Below are 18,715 nucleotides of genomic sequence, written 5' to 3'. Positions count from 1 at the left end.
CGGGTCATGCGCATATTAATAGAGTGTGACAAAGGTGGGCAGAGAATGAGGATTAATGGACGGTGCATCTGAATCCAGCACTTAGGATTTGATGCACCGTAAATTAACCGGAATTCTCTACCTTTTGGAACACGTTTAGTCAATATTGTTTGCGAAAACAAGATGCTGCGACAGCCCGGCAGGGTTTTGTCACAGCTGCATATTAATAAGGATGGAACCGATATGGATTTATTAACACTGGTACAACAAGCACCTGAATTAACAGCATTGTGGCCACAACTGGACAAGGGCAAGCACCTGGTGACAGGCCTTAGCGGTTCAGCGAAGACGGTCGTGTTAGCGGCCGCGATGAAGCAACTCGACCGGCCCATGCTGGTGGTGACCACCAATCAATACCAAGCGGACGAATTGATTGCAGATCTCAGCCATGTCTTGCCAGAAACGCAGGTCTATAACTTCCCAGTTGAAGATGTGTTGGCGGCTGAAGTGGCCGTGAGCTCACCGGACGCACGTAATGAACGCATCAACACGTTGAACTGGTTGCTTGAGAACAAACCGGGGATTGTAGTCACGAGTTTGGCTGGATTCAAACGCCGATTGACGCCAAAAGACATCTTTGCGGCCAGCTCAATGACCATTGATATGGATAGTGAAATTGATCTTGCAAAGCTTATCGCACAGCTGAGCGCGATGGGGTATCAGCGTGATAACCTGATCAGCGCGCCCGGTCAATTTGCGGTGCGTGGGGGTATTGTCGATATCTATCCGCTAAATCAAGACCATCCGCTGCGGCTCGAACTGTTCGATACCGAAGTTGATTCACTGCGGACATTTGATCTCTCGACACAGCGCAGCCTGGACACGTTAGACACAATCGTGGTCCCACCCGCAACCGATTTGATGATTACGGCGGATGCGATGCAACATGCCGCAGATGTGCTGACTAAGAACGGCCAAAACAAAAGGCGACGCTCAAGACAGCCGAAGAGAAGCAAGCGCTGACCGATGGTGTGTTGAGTGTGGCTGAACAACTGGCAGCCGGTGAACGCCCTGAACAGGCACTCCTTTATATGGATGCTTTTTATGATCAAGCGACTTATCTGGATGACTACATGGCTCAAAATGGCATTGTGGTTGTCGACGATTATGCGCGGATCACGGAACGTGATGTGACTTTGCTGCAGGAAACCACAGACTGGATTGCCGACTTGCAACAAAAGGGTCAACTGTTGCCGCAGCCACCACTGTTGAGCATTCAAGAACGTCTACGGGATAATGAGCACGCCCAACTCTATTTGAATCTCTTTCAAAAGGGCATGGGTAATCTGCGCCTGGACAGCCTCACTAATTTTGCCAGTCGCGACGTGCAGCAATTCTTTAGTCAGATGCCGCTGCTCAAAACAGAAGCGGATCGCTGGAGCAAGCAACAACAGACTGTGCTGTTCTTTGTGGGTGAACAGCCGCGGGTTGAAAAGGTGAGTCAGACCCTGCGCGATTTTGAAATCAACGCACTGACGACACCACCAGATGACCTGATTACGGGCCGCTTGCAAGTCGTGATGGGGCAACTTCAAAACGGGTTTGAACTGCCATCGCTCAAGCTGGTGGTGGTGACCGAAAAGGAATTGTTCAACACCAAAGCCAAACGCAAGGCACGACACCAGACACTGGCCAACGCCGAACGCTTGCGCAACTATAACGAGCTCCAACCCGGTGACTATGTGGTGCATGTGAATCACGGGATTGGGCAGTACATGGGTATGGAAACCATGACTGTCGACGGCGTTCACCAGGATTACATGACCATTAATTATCGCGATAACGGTAAGCTGTTTATTCCGGTGTCGCAATTAAACTTGATTCAAAAGTATGTCTCAGCGGACGGTAAGGCGCCAAAGATCAACAAACTGGGCGGTAGTGAGTGGCAGAAGACCAAGCAAAAGGTTGCCGCAAAGATTGAAGATATCGCGGATGACCTGATTGATTTGTATGCTCAGCGCGAAGCCGAGAAGGGTTATGCTTTTCCGCCGGATGATGATTATCAACATCAGTTCGAAGCGGAATTTCCCTATGCGGAAACACCCGATCAGGTGCGCAGCGTTGAGGAAATCAAGCGGGATATGGAACGCGAACGTCCGATGGATCGCCTCTTGGTCGGTGATGTGGGCTTTGGTAAGACCGAAGTTGCTCTACGGGCCGCATTTAAGGCGGTTGAGGCCGGTAAGCAAGTCGCTTTACTAGTGCCCACGACGATTTTGGCGCAACAACACTACGACAATATGGTGTCGCGGTTCGCTGATTTTCCCGTCACAATCGGCTTGATGTCACGTTTTCGCAGCAAGAGTCAGGTCAAAGAAACATTGGCTGGCTTGGCAGACGGTAGCGTCGACATCGTGGTTGGGACCCATCGTCTCTTATCGAAAGACGTGGTGTACAAGAACCTTGGCTTGCTGATTGTCGATGAAGAGCAGCGGTTCGGGGTTAAACACAAGGAACGGCTCAAGCAATTGAAGAGCAATGTCGATGTGCTGACACTGACGGCCACCCCAATTCCGCGGACGCTCAACATGTCGATGCTGGGTGTGCGTGATCTCTCCGTCATTGAAACACCACCAACCAATCGCTATCCGATTCAGACGTTTGTCATGGAACAAAATGCCGGTGCGATTCGCGAGGCCATTGAGCGAGAACTGGATCGTGGCGGCCAAGTCTTTTATCTGCACAATCGGGTTGAAGACATTGAACGCACAGTTGGTCAGATTGAGCAGTTGGTGCCTAACGCGACTGTGACGTATGCGCACGGTCAAATGACGGAAACGCAACTTGAAGGGGTCATCTATGACTTTGTTCATGGCCAGTATGATGTGTTGGTGACGACCACGATTATCGAAACCGGGGTTGATATGCCAAACGTTAATACCCTGATTGTTGAAGATGCCGATCACTATGGGTTATCCCAGCTGTATCAATTGCGTGGTCGAATCGGCCGTTCGAGTCGCGTGGCATACGCCTACTTCATGTACAAACCAGCCAAGGTGCTCAATGAAGTCGCTGAGAAGCGGCTGCAGGCCATCAAGGACTTCACGGAGCTTGGGAGTGGCTTCAAAATTGCGATGCGTGATCTCTCAATTCGCGGTGCCGGTAATCTGCTCGGTCAGCAACAGCACGGCTTCATCGATTCCGTCGGTTACGATCTCTATACCCAAATGTTGCAAGATGCTGTTGCCAAAAGCGTGGTGTCAAGCAGACGGAACACACCGATGCCGAAATCACCTTGGACATTGAGGCTTACTTGCCCACCACTTATATCGATGACTCACGCCAAAAGATTGAACTGTACAAGCAGATTCGCAGCTTGAAGACGCAGGATGATGAAGATGAACTCCAAGCGGACTTGATCGATCGATTCGGTGACTATCCGCAAGAGGTGACTAACTTGCTAGCAGTCGCACATCTGAAACGACTGGCTGATCAAGCCTTGGTCGACCGGATTCAACGCACCGATAATCACGTGTTGGTGACGCTCAGTCCCAAAGCCACCACAAAGGTGAACGGCGAAAAACTGTTCCAGGTGCTCAATCACACCACGCTGCGGGCGACGGTAACACCGGAAGACGCGCGGATGATTGTTAACTTTGATTTGCAAAAACTCGATCAGGCCACATGGTTAGATGAAGTAACGCAGTTTGTCGATGCGCTGGCGCAAGCCGTCAATCCGGTGAAACAGGAGCCACTGCATGCAGAATAATCAGATGAAACATGTCATCCGCGGTGCGTGGATCTTGAGCTTATCGACATTGATTGCCAAGATTCTAAGTGCCGTCTATCGGGTGCCATTTCAAAATATGGTGGGCGATACCGGCTTTTACGTCTACCAACAGATCTATCCGATTTACGGTTTGGGGATGACGTTTGCCCTGAGCGGCTTTCCGGTGTTCATCAGTAAAGTGGTGGCCGAAACGGATGACCCGCTCGAACAAAAGGCGGTGACACGGCAGTCGATTGTCATACTCACTTGGCTGTCATGGGTTATCTTCGGCTTATTGCAGTTTGGCGCCCAGTCGATTGCCAATTGGATGGCCGACCCCGAATTGGTGTCACTGATCCAGGTGGTTGCGTATATGTTCCTCACCATGCCGGTTCTTGCGAGTGCCCGGGGATATTTCCAAGGTACCTTCGACATGGTTAAGACGGCGACCAGTCAAGTTACTGAGCAACTGGTACGGGTCGCTGTCATCTTGGTTGCTGCGTGGCTATCGCTGCGTGAGCACTGGTCACCCTATCAGATGGGAGCCGTGGCCATGGGCGGCGCGTTTTTGGGCGGAATCGTGGCAATTTTGACGCTGTGGCGACCTTATGCGCGAGCGTTTAAGGGCGCACCCAAAGCCAATACGTCACCGATGAGCTACCGGACACTCGGTCGGCGCTTCTTAGTTGAAGGGGGCTCCATCGCGATGTTCTCCGCGATGTTGATTTTCTTGCAGCTGGTCGATAGCTTCACCGTGAAACGTGGCTTGACGGCAGCCGGTGTGCTCGAACCGGTGGCGAAGAGTCTCAAAGGGATTTATGACCGCGGCCAACCACTGGTTCAATTGGGCTTAGTCGTGGCGACGGCCTTGGCAACAACACTGTTACCATCCATGACCAGCACCTTGCAGCGTCGGCGGATGGGCCAATTCGCACAAACGGGTGGTATCTTGATTCATCTCAGTTTAGGGGTATCAACAGCCGCCACGGCGGGGTTGATTATCTTGATGCCGGCGATTAACACCTTGCTGTTCGGTGATACGGCCGGGACCTTGGCCTTGCAGATTTATTGTCTGAGCATTATTTTGGTGGCAATGATCAACGCCTACAATAGTGTGCTCCAGAGTTTAGATCAGTATCGCACGACGACAATTGCCTTAGCGGTCGGCATTGTGATCAAAATCGTGACCAACCAAGCCCTTGTCATGCAATACGGGACGGTTGGTGCTTCGGCCTCGACGGTGTTGAGCCTGGGTGTGATTTTGAATATCGTCTATCTGGCGGTGCCATCGAGCGTCAAAATGCGTGGCGCGTTGCGGATATTCCTGCCGCGATTGGGCGCCAGTACGCTCGGCATGATTGCGTTAGTGGCGGCTTCAGTTTATTGGTTGCCATTGACGGGACGGCTCTCAGCGATTACAATCACCATTCTGGGGGTTGTGGTCGGTGTGATCAGCTTTATCGTCCTGGCAACTCTGTTTCGCGTATTTACCATCCGTGAAGTACTCGCAATTCCAGCGGGACGCACGTTTTTGAAATGGCTCAACCGGCACCACAATTCAACAACAACTCATTAAACAGACAAGTAGCTGTCGCGCACAGTCGCGGCACTTTGGAGGAAAATTATGCGATTAGATAAATTTTTGAAGGTATCACGGATTATTAAGCGTCGTTCCGTTGCTAAGGAAATCGCGGACAAGGGTCGCATTGAAATCAACGGTAAGATTGCAAAGTCCAGCAGTGATGTCGGTGTTGGTGACAACATGGTTATCGCTTTTGGGAATAAAACGCTGACGGTGAAAGTGGATGCCATTATGGAAACCACAAAGAAAGACGATGCAGAACAGATGTACACCGTTGTGAGCGAAACAAGCACCAGTAAGACTGAAGAATAATTTTGAGTATTGAAAAATAAGGCTGTGACTGTCCGATTGGGGCCGTCACAGCCTTATTTTGTTTCACAAACATGTAAGCGTGGCCAGTCCAATGGATACAGGATACTTGAGTTTGCAAAATTTTTTACAAAAAATTCTATAAATTGCGTATCAAGGCTTGTATCAACCCACGGATGATTGTTATACTGGGATTTGAGGTGAAAAATATGCAGAAGAAAGGCCATTCAAAAGCAAGTGTGAAACAAATTCATCGTCGTCGTCGGATGGTGTTACTGGGCTTGATGCTCGTGACACTGGTATTAGGTGGGATTAATGTGCTCAAAACACAACACACATTGGGCGAAACCAATGATGCGTTACAGACGGCGCAGGTGACACTCAAACAGACCAAGGCCAAGCGTTCCGTTCTGCAAGTTCAAGTCGATCAGTTAAAGAATGATGATTACCTCGAAAAGCTCGTTCGACAAAAGTATTTTGTGGCTAAGCCCGGTGAAGTGCTCTTCAATATTCCGGATACAGCCAATCAAATTTCAAAAAATTAAGCGAATTAAGCAAGCGACTGTGGGCAAAATCCCACGGTCGCTTTTTCAATGGACTGGCCTGTCAGCGTTCACATTTATTGAATTAGCGCTGTATCAATTCTGAAATGCGTGCTATACTTAAGAACACAACTTGTGAGGAGGACAACTTTTTATATGGCAGTAGAAGTTGGCGCAAAAGTACCTGGTAAAGTAACTGGGATTACGAATTTTGGCGCATTTGTTGATTTAGGTGAAGGTCAGACAGGGTTAGTGCATATCAGTGAAGTATCAAATTCATACGTCAAAGATATTCACGATGTTCTGACAGTTGGTGATACCGTCACAGTCAAAGTGATGTCTATGAAGGACGGCAAGATTGGGTTATCCATTCGTAAAGCTGAAGATCAACCACAATCAGCACCACCTAAGCGTTCGGCAGCTCCCCAACATCGTCCAAGTAATCATCAGCAAAAACCAAATGACTTTCATGCGCATAGTAAAGCGCCAGCCAAGGATGACTTTGATTCCTTGATGTCCGGGTTCTTAAAAGAAAGTGAAGACCGGTTAACCAGTCTTCGCCGTAACACGGAAGGCAAGCGCGGCGGCCGTGGTGGTCGTCGTTCATAAACAAAGTAGGGAGCTGTGACATGCGTCACGGCTCTTTTTTTGTAGCGCGGGCCAGGCCACACGGTTTTGGCTGAGCGCATTCACGGTGGGGGTTGGCACGCGTTTTAACAGAGGGAAAATCATGCAAATTGAAGCTTTGATGCAAACCTATCAACTAAATCAAGCACCACTCCTGGTTGCCGTTTCAGGCGGGGTGGATTCGATGGTACTACTGACATTGTTAGCACACAGTCGCTATCACGACCAGCTGCACGTGGCACATTTCAATCATCATCTGCGTGCGGTAAGTGATCAAGAGGCGATTCACGTGCAGGTTTATGCCGCACAACTCGGCGTGCCAATCACGATTGGTGAGTGGCAAACACCTGATTCGAGCGAAGCCAAAGCACGTGAGGCGCGTTACCGGTTTTGCGACAAACCAGTGATACAATCGGGGCGCAAGCGGTGATTCTGGCGCACCATCAGGACGATCAAATCGAATCGGTGCTGTTGCGACTGGCGCGATCGGGTAAGCTGACCAGTGTCCGCGGCTTGTTGCCGGAGCGCACAGTCAGTGGATTGCGCCTCTTGCGGCCACTGCTCACAATCTCCAAACAAACGCTGCGCAACTATGCGGCGACGCACCATGTGCCATTTGATGAGGATGAGAGCAATCAAGACACTGCTTTGTGCGTAATCATCTGCGACAGACGGTAGTCCCGGCACTCAAGCAGGTGAGCCCGCAACTCGGCGAGCATGTCACACGGTTATCGACCGATCTGGACGGGGTACTGGCATTGGCTCAAGCGCAGAGTCAGCAGTTGCAGGCCACCTATCAGCTGAGTCCCACCCAAATCGATTGGCGCCAGCTGCGACATTTTCCAGACAATGTTCAAAAAATCGTACTGACGGATTGGTTGCAGCACTTTGCACCCACAATCAAAACACATCTGGTGGCGCAGATTTTGGCGGGGCTCAATCAAACAGAACGCGCGAACCTGCGCTATCCCCTCACGTCGACCCATGAATTAACGTTGAGCTACGGTGTGCTGACGGTTACCCCAAAACCGTAATCACAACAGAAGTGATGACCATTGATCGAATGAATCAATTTTACGCGGTCGCCGATGGCCAAATCGGGTTGTTCACGCAACCACCGGCCCAAGCCCAAGTTCTGGCAACATGGACAGGTCAACTGCCGGTCACGTTGCGGCATCGGCAGCCGGGGGATGTGCTGCACCTGCGTAACGGGGAACACCAGCTGTTGCGGCGTTTTTGGATCAATCATAAGGTGCCCGCGCATGAGCGTGAGAAGGCGTGGTTGATCACACGCGCACAACAAGTTTTAGGTGGCCAAACTATTTCACAAGCTGAATTGTTTCCCCCTGACCAAACTGATATAATTCAAGCGGTACTGGCATTCATGCCAGATTCTTAGAAAAGTGAGGCGGACCAATGAATCCGGATATTTTGAAAGTGCTCTACAGCCAAGACGACATCAAACAGATCAATCAGCGGTTAGCTGCCGAAATTCAGGCGGACTATGCGGGTAAGAATCCGTTGGTTGTGTGTATCTTAAAGGGTGCCATCCTGTTTATGACAGATTTGGTGCGCGACATTGATGACTATCTCGAAATCGACTTTATGGATGTTTCGAGTTATGGTGATGCCACGGTTTCTAGTGGTGAAGTCAAAATCATCAAGGATTTGGACACCAGCGTGAACCAACGCGATGTGTTAATTGTGGAAGATATTGTTGATACCGGCCGCACCTTGAAGTTTTTGATGGACATGTTCAAAACGCGCAATGCCAACTCGGTTAAGATTTGTACCTTGATGGATAAGCCAGATGGGCGTGTCGTGGACGTCAAAGCTGATTATGTCGGCACAACAGTCCCTAATGAGTTTGTGGTCGGTTATGGCTTGGACTACGCAGAACGGTACCGGAATCTGCCTTACATCGGCGTCTTAAAACCAGAAATCTATGCAGATAAATAGTTCGTTTTTAGCGGACTGCTGTGGTATGATTTATCTTGATTCTAAACACCGAACAATGTTGTTGGAGGTTATTGATGAAGAAAAAACAACCCGGATTATTTAGCAGTACGTTAACATATATTATTTGTTCGTACTGATTGTGACTGGGGTCGCGTATTTTATGCACGATAATACTGGTGGCCAGTCACAGGAAATCCAATCAAGTGAATTCATTAAAGATTTACAGAGTAATGAAGTCGCAAGTTTCAAGCTACAACCATCAGGTGGTGTGTACAAGGTAACCGGGGGAATACCGGAAGCCTAAGAAGGTAAGTAGTAGTAATCAATCCTTATCGTTATTCGGGTCAAGTTCAAGCAAGGTCGACAGTTTCTCTGTCTACGTGCCAAGCAATGATTCTTCTCTTGCCACCATTCAAAAAGCGGCATCAAAGAATAACGTGAAAAACGATACCTTGACGGAATCACAATCAGGGATCTGGATCAGTCTTTTGGTCACCGTGTTGCCACTTGTGATCTTTATGGTCTTAATGTACAGCATGATGAGCCAAGCAGGCCAAGGCGGCGGCAACGGTCGTGTGATGAACTTCGGTAAGTCACGTGCCAAGCAGGCGGATAAGAAAGCCAATACGGTTCGCTTCTCCGATGTTGCTGGTGCTGAAGAAGAAAAACAAGAATTGGTTGAAGTCGTTGAGTTCTTGAAGGATCCACGTAAGTTCTCTGGCTTGGGCGCACGTATCCCAGCTGGTGTCTTACTGGAGGGCCCTCCTGGTACTGGTAAAACCTTGCTTGCCAAGGCGGTTGCCGGTGAAGCAGGCGTTCCATTCTTCTCTATCTCAGGGTCTGACTTCGTTGAAATGTTCGTCGGTGTCGGGGCTAGTCGTGTCCGGGATCTGTTCGACCAAGCTAAGAAGAACGCACCTGCTATCATTTTCATTGATGAAATTGATGCCGTGGGTCGTCAACGTGGTGCTGGTATGGGCGGTGGTCACGATGAACGTGAACAAACCCTGAACCAATTACTGGTTGAAATGGACGGATTTACTGGTAGTGAAGGTGTCATCGTGATTGCGGCCACCAACCGTTCCGATGTGCTCGATCCAGCCTTGTTACGTCCAGGTCGTTTGACCGGAAGATCTTAGTGGGTCGTCCTGATGTTAAGGGCCGTGAAGCCATCTTGAAGGTTCACGCCAAGGGCAAGCCATTAGCTGACGATGTTGATTTGAAGGTTATCGCGCAACAAACACCTGGTTTCGTGGGTGCCGATCTTGAAAACTTACTGAACGAAGCTGCCTTGGTTGCGGCTCGTCGCGGTAAGACTGCGATTGACAGCACGGACTTAGATGAAGCGGAAGACCGTGTGATTGCGGGTCCTGCTAAGCGTGATCGGGTTATCAGTCCTAAGGAACGCGAAATGGTTGCTTACCATGAAGCGGGACACGCGATTATCGGGCTTGTGCTGAGCGACTCTCGAGTGGTTCGGAAAGTCACGATTATCCCACGTGGACGCGCTGGCGGTTATGCCATCATGTTACCTAAGGATGATCAATTCCTCTTAACTAAGAAGGAATTGAATGAACAAATCGTTGGGCTCTTAGGTGGTCGGACGGCTGAAGAAATTATCTTCGGTGTTCAATCCACTGGGGCAAGCAATGACTTTGAACAGGCAACGCAAATTGCTCGGGGCATGGTTACCCAATATGGGATGTCCGAGAAGTTGGGTACCGTTCAACTCGAATCCGAAGGCCAACCATTCGTGGGTGCGCAATATGGCCAAATGCCTGCTTACTCACAAACAACAGCAACAGCGATTGATGATGAAGTTCGTCGCTTGATTGATGAAGCACATCAAACAGCACACGACATCATTGAATCACACCGTGAACAACATAAGTTGATTGCGGAAGCCTTGCTGAAGTATGAAACCTTGGATGAAAAGGAAATCCTCAGCTTGTTCAACGATGGCAAGATGCCAGAAAAGAACAGCGATCAGTTCCCAAGTGAAAAGGCTGCAACTTTTGAAGAATCAAAGGCTGCCCTGGAACACAAGGACGCTGAAAAGCAATCCGAAGAAACTGCTGAAGACGACGGCAAACCAGCGCCTAAGTCTGATGATGATGGTGATAGCGACGATCAAGTCGAAACACCGGATGAAGCACCAGCAGATAACAACAAGGATCAGGATGATTCCAATAACAATGTGTAAAGTGTGACTCAGTGCTGATGCTTGTCGCGTCAAACTTAGTCATTAGAAACGGAGGTTGTGATAACCCGAATGGGTTGCACAACCTCTGTTTTATTGCTTGGAAGTGTATAAACGCGCGTTCAGCAACCGAGTACCAACATCGGCTCGTTTGCTTGGCGATTTGTGCCAATGACGAGCCGGGTTGGACGGAAGTTGTTGCGCGTTTGTACACGTTATGGCGACAAGTGTGGGGATGAATGGCTAGCCGAAACGTGTTCCAGTCCCCAACATAAACGCGTTCACCGACACTGCCTGTTCCGCCTAACATGACTCACGACAATCGTCAAAACCACGATTGTTTCGTGAGTCTCGCTAGTGCTCACAGCCAATGCGTGTGGGTTCACGCTCTTGTACATTTTCCAAAATTTGTTATGCTTGTTACACTCAAGTTCTGAAAGGAAGATATTGAATGAACGATTATATTGTTACCGGCGTGACCACGGATGGCGCGTTTCGTTTCTTCGCTGCCAATGCGACGGAAACCGTTTCTGAAGCACAACGCCGCCAAGACAGTTGGAGTGCCGCATCCGCTGCACTGGGCCGCACATTAGTTGCGACCAGCCTGTTAGCCGCTGCCGGTTTGAAAAATGATGATGATTTGATGACGGTGCGCATTCAAGGCGATGGCCCTGTCGGCGCAATCGTTGTCGATGGCACTAGCCACGGAACCGTGCGCGGTTATGTCAATAATCCGCATGTGACCTTACCACTGAATCTTGTTGGTAAAATTGATGTCTCCCGTGCCGTTGGTAAAAATGGGATGCTCGCTGTGACCAAGGATCTGGGTCTCGGTGAACCCTTCACTGGTCAAGTGCCATTGGCCTCTGGTGAAATCGGGGATGATTTCACTTACTACTTGGCACAATCTGAACAAACGCCTGCCGTGTTCGGTGTTTCTGTCTTCGTAAACGCGGACAACACGATCGGCGTGGCCGGTGGTTTCATGATTCAGGCCTTGCCTGGTGCCACTGACGAAGCTATCACCAAGCTGGAACAAAACGTGAAAACATTGCCACTGGTTTCCGAATTGCTCAAGGCTGGTACCACACCGGAACAAATTGGAACCCGACTTTTTGGTGACGATGGCATTAAGTATTTGGAAACACAACCACTGAGCTATCAATGCAACTGCTCCAAGGAACATTTTGCTGATGTGATGGCCACCTTACCCCACAAGGATCTTCAAGCGATGATCGATGAAGATGGCGGTGCCGAGGCTGTCTGCAAGTTCTGTGGTAACAAATATCAATATAGTGTCGCTGACCTAGAAGCCATTATGGCGCGTTAAGCGACTGTCTGATAACGGCCCGATTTGCGTCAACGGGCCGTTTTGTGCTAAGCTCGTTGAATAAAATAACAGAAAGTGTAGGTGGCAGTGTTGACGTGGCATATAGGTGATATTGCAATTGATAACCAGATCGTCGTGGCGCCCATGGCAGGAGTTTCCAACGCGGCATTTCGGTTAACAGCTAAGGAATTCGGAGCAGGACTTGTTGTCTGTGAAATGATCAGTGATCGGGGGATTCTGCACAACAATCAGAAGACAATGAGCATGTTGTTCGTTGACCCCAAAGAACATCCGGTTTCCATTCAAATTTTGGTGGGACCAAAGAAACACTGGTTGAGGCCGCAAAGTTCGTTGATCAACACACGGATGCCGATATCATCGACATCAACATGGGCTGCCCAATGCCTAAGATTACAAAGTCGGATGCTGGTGCACACTGGCTGCTCGATCCAAACAAGGTTTATGAGATGGTTGATGCGGTGACTTCCGTTGTCTCCAAGCCCGTCACCGTTAAGATGCGGACAGGCTGGGATGAAGATCACATCTATGCGGTCGAAAATGCGATGGCTGCACAGCGTGGTGGTGCATCTGCACTCGCTATGCACGGCCGGACCAGAAAGCAACTCTACATGGGTAACGCTGACTGGGATATCTTGAAGGAAGTGCGGCAACACTTGACCATTCCGTTTATCGGTAATGGTGACGTGCGCACACCTCAAGATGCTAAGCGCATGTTGGATGATGTCGGCGCCGATGCCGTCATGGTTGGGCGCGCTGCGCTTGGGAATCCATGGGTGCTACACCAGATGGAAACCTACTTGCGAACCGGCGAATTAATCGAAGAACCATCCGCCCGTGAAAAAATCGCGACGGCTAAGCTGCAGTTGCATCGCTTGGTAGAGCTGAAGGGTGATACATTGGCTGTGCGCGAATTCCGCAAGCAGGCCGCTTATTACCTGAAGGGGATTCCACGTGCCGCTAAGACCAAGGCTGCCATTAACATGGTAGAAACCGAAAAAGAAGTCGATGCGATTTTTGATGCTTTCGTTGAACAAACTGAGGAACGTGAAGCAAAGCAGTTGGCAACAAATAGAGCGTGACAAAAGACGGGTAAAGCATGAGGATTAGCAAAATCTTCGGCAGAATCCGGGCTATGGATTCGGCGGAGATGAGCTAACCGGAATGCTTTGTCTTTTGGAACGCATTTAGAGCGTGACAATCCCCGATCAGCAATCGAGTACTAGCAAACTTTGAACGTGGTGCCAGCCATGGCACGAGTGAAAAGTGGCTAGACGGAGATTGTTGGGGATTGGAGCGCGTTTCAACTAATCGCACATTCGCCCATTTTTGCCATAACGTGTTTGAATGCGCAACAACTTGCGTCCAACCCAGCTCGTTATTGGCACAAATCGCCAATTAAACGAGCCCGTGTTGGTACTCAGTTGCTAAACGCACATTCACACACTTCGCGTTATCTCAAAAGCAGCCCAATGTGGGTTGCTTTTTTTGGTTTCACTGGCATCATCAATAGAGTATTGACAGAAACGGAGGACTTACTGTTGGCAAACGAGAAACAACAACCAGAATTAAATGATCAGATGCTCGCGCGGCGTGAAAAGATGGACGCCTTGCGTGAAGCTGGCATCGATCCTTTCGGCCACCGCTTTGACCGGACGCACCTGGCCCAAGAACTACACGATACTTATGATAATATCGAAAAAGATGTGTTAACTGAAGAGGCACCAAAGGCAGTCATTGCTGGGCGGATGATGTCCAAACGGGGCAAGGGTAAGGTTGGGTTTGCTGACTTACGCGATCGTTCCGGCCGGATTCAAATCTACGTCCGTAAAGACGTCGTTGGTGAAGAAAACTATCAAATTTTCAAAAAATCTGACCTGGGTGATATCTTGGGTATCTCTGGTGAAGTCATCAAGACAGACGCCGGCGAACTCACCATCAAAGCTGACCATGTGACCTTTTTGAGTAAGGCATTGCGGCCATTACCTGATAAGTATCACGGTTTAACCAATGTGGAACAGATCTATCGCCAACGTTATTTGGATCTAATCGCAAACGATGATAGCTACGATCGTTTTGTTAAGCGGAGCCAAATCGTGAGTGCGGTGCGCGAATTCCTGAACCAAAACGATTTCTTAGAAGTGGAAACACCTGTCTTGCATAACCAAGCTGGTGGTGCGAGTGCACGGCCATTCATTACGCATCACAACGCCTTAGATATCGATCTCTACTTGCGTATCGCGCTTGAATTACACTTGAAGCGCTTGATTGTGGGTGGCATGGAACGCGTCTACGAAATTGGCCGCGTATTCCGGAACGAAGGGATTGATACCAAGCACAATCCTGAATTTACGGAACTTGAAACTTATGCCGCATATTGGGATCTCTCTGATGTGATGAAGGAAACAGAAGGTATCTTCCGTTACGCCGCACAAAAAGTGCTGGGTACCGGCAAGATTACGTATCAAGGCCAAGATATTGATCTTGATTCACCTTTCAACAAGGTTCACATGGTGGATGCCATTAAGGAAAAGACAGGGGTCGATTTCTGGAAGGAAATGACTGTTGACGAAGCCAAGGCATTAGCTGATGAACACCATGTCCACTATGAACAGTACTGGGCAGTGGGGCATATCATCAACGCCTTCTTCGAAGAATTTGTTGAAGACACCTTGACGCAACCAACCTTCGTATATGGTCACCCAATTGAAGTGTCTCCATTGGCAAAGAAGAATGCGGACGATCCACGTTTTGTTGATCGTTTTGAACTCTTCATTGGTGGGAATGAATATGCGAACGCCTTTACCGAATTGAATGATCCCATCGACCAACGCGAACGCTTCGAAGCGCAAGCGAAGGAAAAGACGGAAGGTAACGACGAAGCACAAGGCATCGATGACGATTACGTTGAAGCACTCGAATACGGTATGCCGCCAACGGGTGGTCTGGGTATCGGGATTGACCGCTTAGTCATGCTATTAACGGATGCACCATCGATTCGCGATGTGCTGCTTTTCCCAACATTACGTCCATAAACAAATTAATACTGCTAGAAAAAAGCGACTTGAGGTTTTATGCCTCAGGTCGCTTTTTATTATGCATGGGAAAAGCTCAGGGTGTTTCAGCTCAATAAGCTTCTTCCATGAAAAAGAATCCGATAAAGACTTTTTTAATGGTAAGGGACGTCTTAATTGTATTTAATAATGAAATATCTTAATATTAATATTGAATTATTTGGTAAATTAATTATTGTTTGTGAGTATGGAGACTTTGATTATTTAATTGAAATGACTTGAGTCTAATTTTAGGCTACGAAGGAGAATAACAATGAAATTATTCAATTTGAAGCGGCAAAGCGGCGCCAAGAATACGAACTTCAGAATGTACAAAGCTGGACGCAAGTGGGTGTTCGGCTCATTACTGACTCTTGGACTTCTGGGTGGTATCGGTATGAGCCAAATTCTGCCAGTCAGCAATCCCATTGTGAGGGCGGAAGAAACGGCACAAACTAAGAAGACACTTACCCTAGAGCCAGGCAACAAAACGCAAACGGTTGTTGAACCTGGTAATGTCACTGCGGACACGGCGCATGATTATTTCACTCTAAAACGCACTGATGAAGACGGCAACGCTTCTACAGATGACGGACCGGTCGATAGCCAAGGCAAAATCGACATCGTGAATGGAGAGACTCAGAACGGCAATGTGGTAATGAAGAACCAGTTCGATATGACGCACTCTGTCAATCTTTCGGGGACCTTTAATGTTGGCCCAGCACAGGATCATACAGCAGGTAACAAACAGGCTCCCGGCGACGTTAGGAATTATCTTGGCTGATGTATCGCCAGACAAGATTGCGAGCGGCACACCGGGGGAAGGTGATACCCGTGTTGGTTTGGTTGGCCTGGACGGGAACCCTTCGACAGGTTTATTTTTAGGTTGGGATATGTTTGGTAACCTGAACCCGATTCCAGGGCAAGTCTTTGTCAAGGCGAACCAACCTGATGACTATAAGGGCTCTAGAGCTCTTGCCCAGTTAAATATTTTCTCATTGGATACCGCAACAAAAACAATTTCTGCAGTAGGTAATGGGCAGAATCCTAAAGACAACAGTATACCAATGGATGGCAATTTTGGGACTGGCGATAGCAGGGCTGATTTCTTGCAAAATACGGATGTGAATTGGGCATTCAATTGGACGCCTGACAAGACCCCTGCCGGTGATGGTAAAGTCCACGGGACACTGACATATTCGCTAGATTACACGCAAGCAGGAACAGAGATTAAAGGAACACCATCAATCTCTTACTCGGTAGACTTACCTGAGGCGATGTCAATTGCGATGCATATGTCGACAGGTTGGGCTTATTCCACAACATCAGTAGGTATAGATTCAGCAACTTTTATTGCAACTTCTGGCAAACTTGATGTTAACTATCTGAACAGCGGGACCCCTACGGCGCCATCTGACTTGGCGTCAACTGAAATCACGGGTAACATCGGGGATAGCTACGCGTTTGATGGTGTAGATGTGAGCCCAGACACAGCAGATCACACCTTCATTGTGCCAAGCGTCCCCGACAAGATTCCACTATATAGTCAAGATGCGTTGGAGCATTTCACCAAGGATCCTCAGACTGCTAATGTCGGCTACATCAGTGATCCAACACCCGTTCAAAATGACCTGGATGCTGCTGCGAAAGAAGTCGCCGATCGGTATGATGAGCTTCAAAATAAAATCGCCAATGCCCATTTAACTCAGGAACAACAACAAAGTCCGACGTTCATTAATGCAAAGGAAATAGCGGATGATGCAGCAAGTGACTTCAAAAAACGATTATTCCCGGACTTCAGGCCGAATTGGATCGAGCCGAAGAAGCTGCCCAGATAGCCGTCAATAATGGTTCTGAATCAGACCTCAAGGCTGCCTCGGACGCGATTGATGAGATTAAAGCAAAATTAAAGCAGCACAAGAAGAAGCTGACGCAAAAATCAAAGCTGCCTGGGATGATATCCAAAAGCTGATTGATGAGGGCAACGGTGGTAACGGCGGCAACACCGGTAATGGCGTTGGTGGCGGCACCGGCACTAATCCGGGCGATGACGGTAACAACAGTGGCAATGGGAACAACACCAATGGCGATGTCCTATACAACACGATTGCGACCATCGTGCAGCAGGAAGGGCAAACCGCGATTTATGATAAGGCCAATGGGAATATCATCGGCCAACGTTTGCTCGTGGGTACCGACTGGCGCGCATTCCGTCAATACACGGATGGCAAGGGCATGACCTGGTATAACCTGGGTGGCGACCAATGGATCAAGGGCACAGGCGTGATTTTGGATGCTCGGTTGGGTAGCTACAAGAAGCTTCAGACTGTCGGCACTGTGAAAAAGGACAAAACAGCAACGGTTTACTCGCTGCCAGGGACAATGGGCAAGGCGACTGGCCAGAAGCTCACCGAATTTACGGCATGGAAAGTCTTCGCAACGGTCGTGACCGCGGATGGTCAACGTTGGTACCAGGTCGGCACTAATCAATGGGTCAAAGCGGCGGATGTCGACCTGCACACGATCGAACCTTTCCAGGATGTTGTCGTGATTGATTATGCACCAGGCTATGGTGTGAATGTTTGGTCGACGCCACTGGGTAATCAAGCGACAGGTCAACGCCTGCAGACAGGCTCAACATGGAAGGTCTTTGCGAAATCCACGGATGCATACGGCAATGTCTTCTATAACTTGGGTGGCAATCAATGGATCAATAAAGCTTACACCAAGCAAGCATTGAGCGCGGCAGGTCAGGCAATTCACAAGAACACCACGACAATCAATGTGCCAAGTGGTCAAAACGTCAAGACGTGGACGGCACCCGGATCAAAAGTTGCCGCAGCCACACTGACTAAGACAACCAAAGTGCGTGTGCTGTCAATCAAGAAACTTAATAACGTCCAATGGTATCAAGTGGGCGAGAAGCAATGGATTGAAGCAACGCACACAAATGGTGTGAAGTAGCGCGACAAGAAACCGAGTAGTGGGAATCTTCTCATTGCTCGGTTTTTTATTGCATAAATATTAGTCGCGTTTTGACAATCGGAACAATCGCGCTAAATCACAAGAAAATGGCCAGTAAGACACGTAACGTTTCAGCTGCATCAAGGAGCTATGTTCGTGTTTGTGTGAAACACAGAAAAGTGTTGACACAGTACGGCTGAGTTGATACTATATTAAACGTTGTTTAGCGCAATTCATTGCAAATATCGCCAAAGAAATTGGTTGACATTTAAAATTTGATTCGCTATACTGATTGAGTTAGTTAAACAGTGAAATTCATGAGCGAATAAATATTCATTTATTTCATAAAAAATGTTTGACAGCCGCTTGTCATTTTGATAAGA

General features: G+C 48.7%; 13 protein-coding genes and 4 pseudogenes. All 17 read left to right on the top strand.

Annotated elements, in window-relative coordinates:
- Positions 1 to 222 precede the first annotated feature (222 nt).
- The 17 genes and pseudogenes from mfd (at position 223) to JCM17471_RS09795 (ending at position 18,332) form a co-directional block, all read left to right on the top strand.
- Positions 223 to 3,748 (top strand): annotated as a pseudogene (mfd, locus tag JCM17471_RS09875) (transcription-repair coupling factor).
- Positions 3,738 to 5,324 carry a putative polysaccharide biosynthesis protein gene (locus JCM17471_RS09870; protein ID WP_054777748.1) on the top strand — a complete coding sequence of 529 codons (1,587 nt, stop codon included), beginning with the start codon at positions 3,738 to 3,740 and terminating at the stop codon, positions 5,322 to 5,324. The pseudogene mfd and the gene JCM17471_RS09870 overlap by 11 nt, the downstream one beginning before the upstream one ends.
- A 48-nt stretch (positions 5,325 to 5,372) precedes the next feature.
- Complete coding sequence (locus JCM17471_RS09865) at positions 5,373 to 5,642, top strand: RNA-binding S4 domain-containing protein (RefSeq protein WP_054777747.1); 270 nt, start codon at positions 5,373 to 5,375, stop codon at positions 5,640 to 5,642.
- 206 nt (positions 5,643 to 5,848) lie between these two features.
- Positions 5,849 to 6,184, top strand: coding sequence for an FtsB family cell division protein (locus JCM17471_RS09860; RefSeq protein WP_054777746.1), 336 nt, complete (start codon positions 5,849 to 5,851; stop codon positions 6,182 to 6,184).
- A 153-nt stretch (positions 6,185 to 6,337) separates the two neighbouring features.
- On the top strand, positions 6,338 to 6,790 hold the full coding sequence (locus JCM17471_RS09855; RefSeq protein ID WP_054777745.1) for a S1 domain-containing RNA-binding protein: 453 nt from the start codon (positions 6,338 to 6,340) through the stop codon (positions 6,788 to 6,790).
- Between the two features lie 121 nt (positions 6,791 to 6,911).
- Positions 6,912 to 7,486: pseudogene (tilS, locus tag JCM17471_RS16615) on the top strand (tRNA lysidine(34) synthetase TilS).
- Positions 7,459 to 7,842, top strand: a complete 384-nt coding sequence (locus tag JCM17471_RS09840) for a hypothetical protein (protein ID WP_054777742.1) — start codon at positions 7,459 to 7,461, stop codon at positions 7,840 to 7,842. The pseudogene tilS (JCM17471_RS16615) and the gene JCM17471_RS09840 overlap by 28 nt, the downstream one beginning before the upstream one ends.
- A gap of 29 nt (positions 7,843 to 7,871) precedes the next feature.
- Complete coding sequence (gene tilS, locus JCM17471_RS09835) at positions 7,872 to 8,207, top strand: tRNA lysidine(34) synthetase TilS (protein ID WP_162208380.1); 336 nt, start codon at positions 7,872 to 7,874, stop codon at positions 8,205 to 8,207.
- Between the two features lie 17 nt (positions 8,208 to 8,224).
- Entirely contained in the window at positions 8,225 to 8,767 is a 543-nt protein-coding gene (gene hpt, locus JCM17471_RS09830; RefSeq protein ID WP_054777740.1) for a hypoxanthine phosphoribosyltransferase, read from the top strand.
- A gap of 74 nt (positions 8,768 to 8,841) precedes the next feature.
- Positions 8,842 to 10,970, top strand: a pseudogene (ftsH, locus tag JCM17471_RS09825) (ATP-dependent zinc metalloprotease FtsH).
- A 448-nt stretch (positions 10,971 to 11,418) separates the two neighbouring features.
- Positions 11,419 to 12,297: an Hsp33 family molecular chaperone HslO gene (gene hslO / locus JCM17471_RS09820; RefSeq protein ID WP_054777739.1), complete on the top strand. Its 879-nt coding sequence runs from the start codon at positions 11,419 to 11,421 to the stop codon at positions 12,295 to 12,297.
- A 144-nt stretch (positions 12,298 to 12,441) separates the two neighbouring features.
- Positions 12,442 to 13,397, top strand: a pseudogene (gene dusB / locus JCM17471_RS09815) (tRNA dihydrouridine synthase DusB).
- Positions 13,398 to 13,895: 498 nt separating this feature from the next.
- The gene (gene lysS / locus JCM17471_RS09810; RefSeq protein ID WP_082622483.1) at positions 13,896 to 15,350 is read left to right on the top strand and encodes a lysine--tRNA ligase; all 1,455 of its coding nucleotides are present in this window, start codon (positions 13,896 to 13,898) and stop codon (positions 15,348 to 15,350) included.
- Positions 15,351 to 15,642: 292 nt separating this feature from the next.
- Positions 15,643 to 16,152, top strand: a complete 510-nt coding sequence (locus JCM17471_RS09805) for a KxYKxGKxW signal peptide domain-containing protein (RefSeq protein ID WP_054777737.1) — start codon at positions 15,643 to 15,645, stop codon at positions 16,150 to 16,152.
- On the top strand, positions 16,145 to 17,206 hold the full coding sequence (locus JCM17471_RS09800) for a hypothetical protein (protein ID WP_054777736.1): 1,062 nt from the start codon (positions 16,145 to 16,147) through the stop codon (positions 17,204 to 17,206). The genes JCM17471_RS09805 and JCM17471_RS09800 overlap by 8 nt, the downstream gene beginning before the upstream one ends.
- Complete coding sequence (locus tag JCM17471_RS14155; protein WP_156321679.1) at positions 17,176 to 17,340, top strand: hypothetical protein; 165 nt, start codon at positions 17,176 to 17,178, stop codon at positions 17,338 to 17,340. Before JCM17471_RS09800 ends, JCM17471_RS14155 begins: the two co-directional genes overlap by 31 nt.
- Before the next feature lie 146 nt (positions 17,341 to 17,486).
- A complete protein-coding gene (locus JCM17471_RS09795) occupies positions 17,487 to 18,332 on the top strand; it encodes an SLAP domain-containing protein (RefSeq protein WP_054777735.1) in 846 nt (281 codons plus the stop codon).
- Positions 18,333 to 18,715 lie beyond the last annotated feature (383 nt).

The organism is Lacticaseibacillus saniviri JCM 17471 = DSM 24301 (assembly GCF_001311785.1).
Classification (GTDB): Bacteria; Bacillota; Bacilli; order Lactobacillales; family Lactobacillaceae; genus Lacticaseibacillus; species Lacticaseibacillus saniviri.
Note: the sequence above shows the minus strand (reverse complement) of the source record. Positions and strands in the feature narration are given on the sequence as shown.

Coding starts and splice junctions, on each gene's coding strand:
- JCM17471_RS09870 (WP_054777748.1), top strand. CDS start 3,738: ATGCAGAATAATCAGATGAAACATGTCATCCGCGGTGCGTGGATCTTG.
- JCM17471_RS09865 (WP_054777747.1), top strand. CDS start 5,373: ATGCGATTAGATAAATTTTTGAAGGTATCACGGATTATTAAGCGTCGT.
- JCM17471_RS09860 (WP_054777746.1), top strand. CDS start 5,849: ATGCAGAAGAAAGGCCATTCAAAAGCAAGTGTGAAACAAATTCATCGT.
- JCM17471_RS09855 (WP_054777745.1), top strand. CDS start 6,338: ATGGCAGTAGAAGTTGGCGCAAAAGTACCTGGTAAAGTAACTGGGATT.
- tilS (WP_162208380.1), top strand. CDS start 7,872: ATGAATCAATTTTACGCGGTCGCCGATGGCCAAATCGGGTTGTTCACG.
- hpt (WP_054777740.1), top strand. CDS start 8,225: ATGAATCCGGATATTTTGAAAGTGCTCTACAGCCAAGACGACATCAAA.
- hslO (WP_054777739.1), top strand. CDS start 11,419: ATGAACGATTATATTGTTACCGGCGTGACCACGGATGGCGCGTTTCGT.
- lysS (WP_082622483.1), top strand. CDS start 13,896: ATGCTCGCGCGGCGTGAAAAGATGGACGCCTTGCGTGAAGCTGGCATC.
- JCM17471_RS09805 (WP_054777737.1), top strand. CDS start 15,643: ATGAAATTATTCAATTTGAAGCGGCAAAGCGGCGCCAAGAATACGAAC.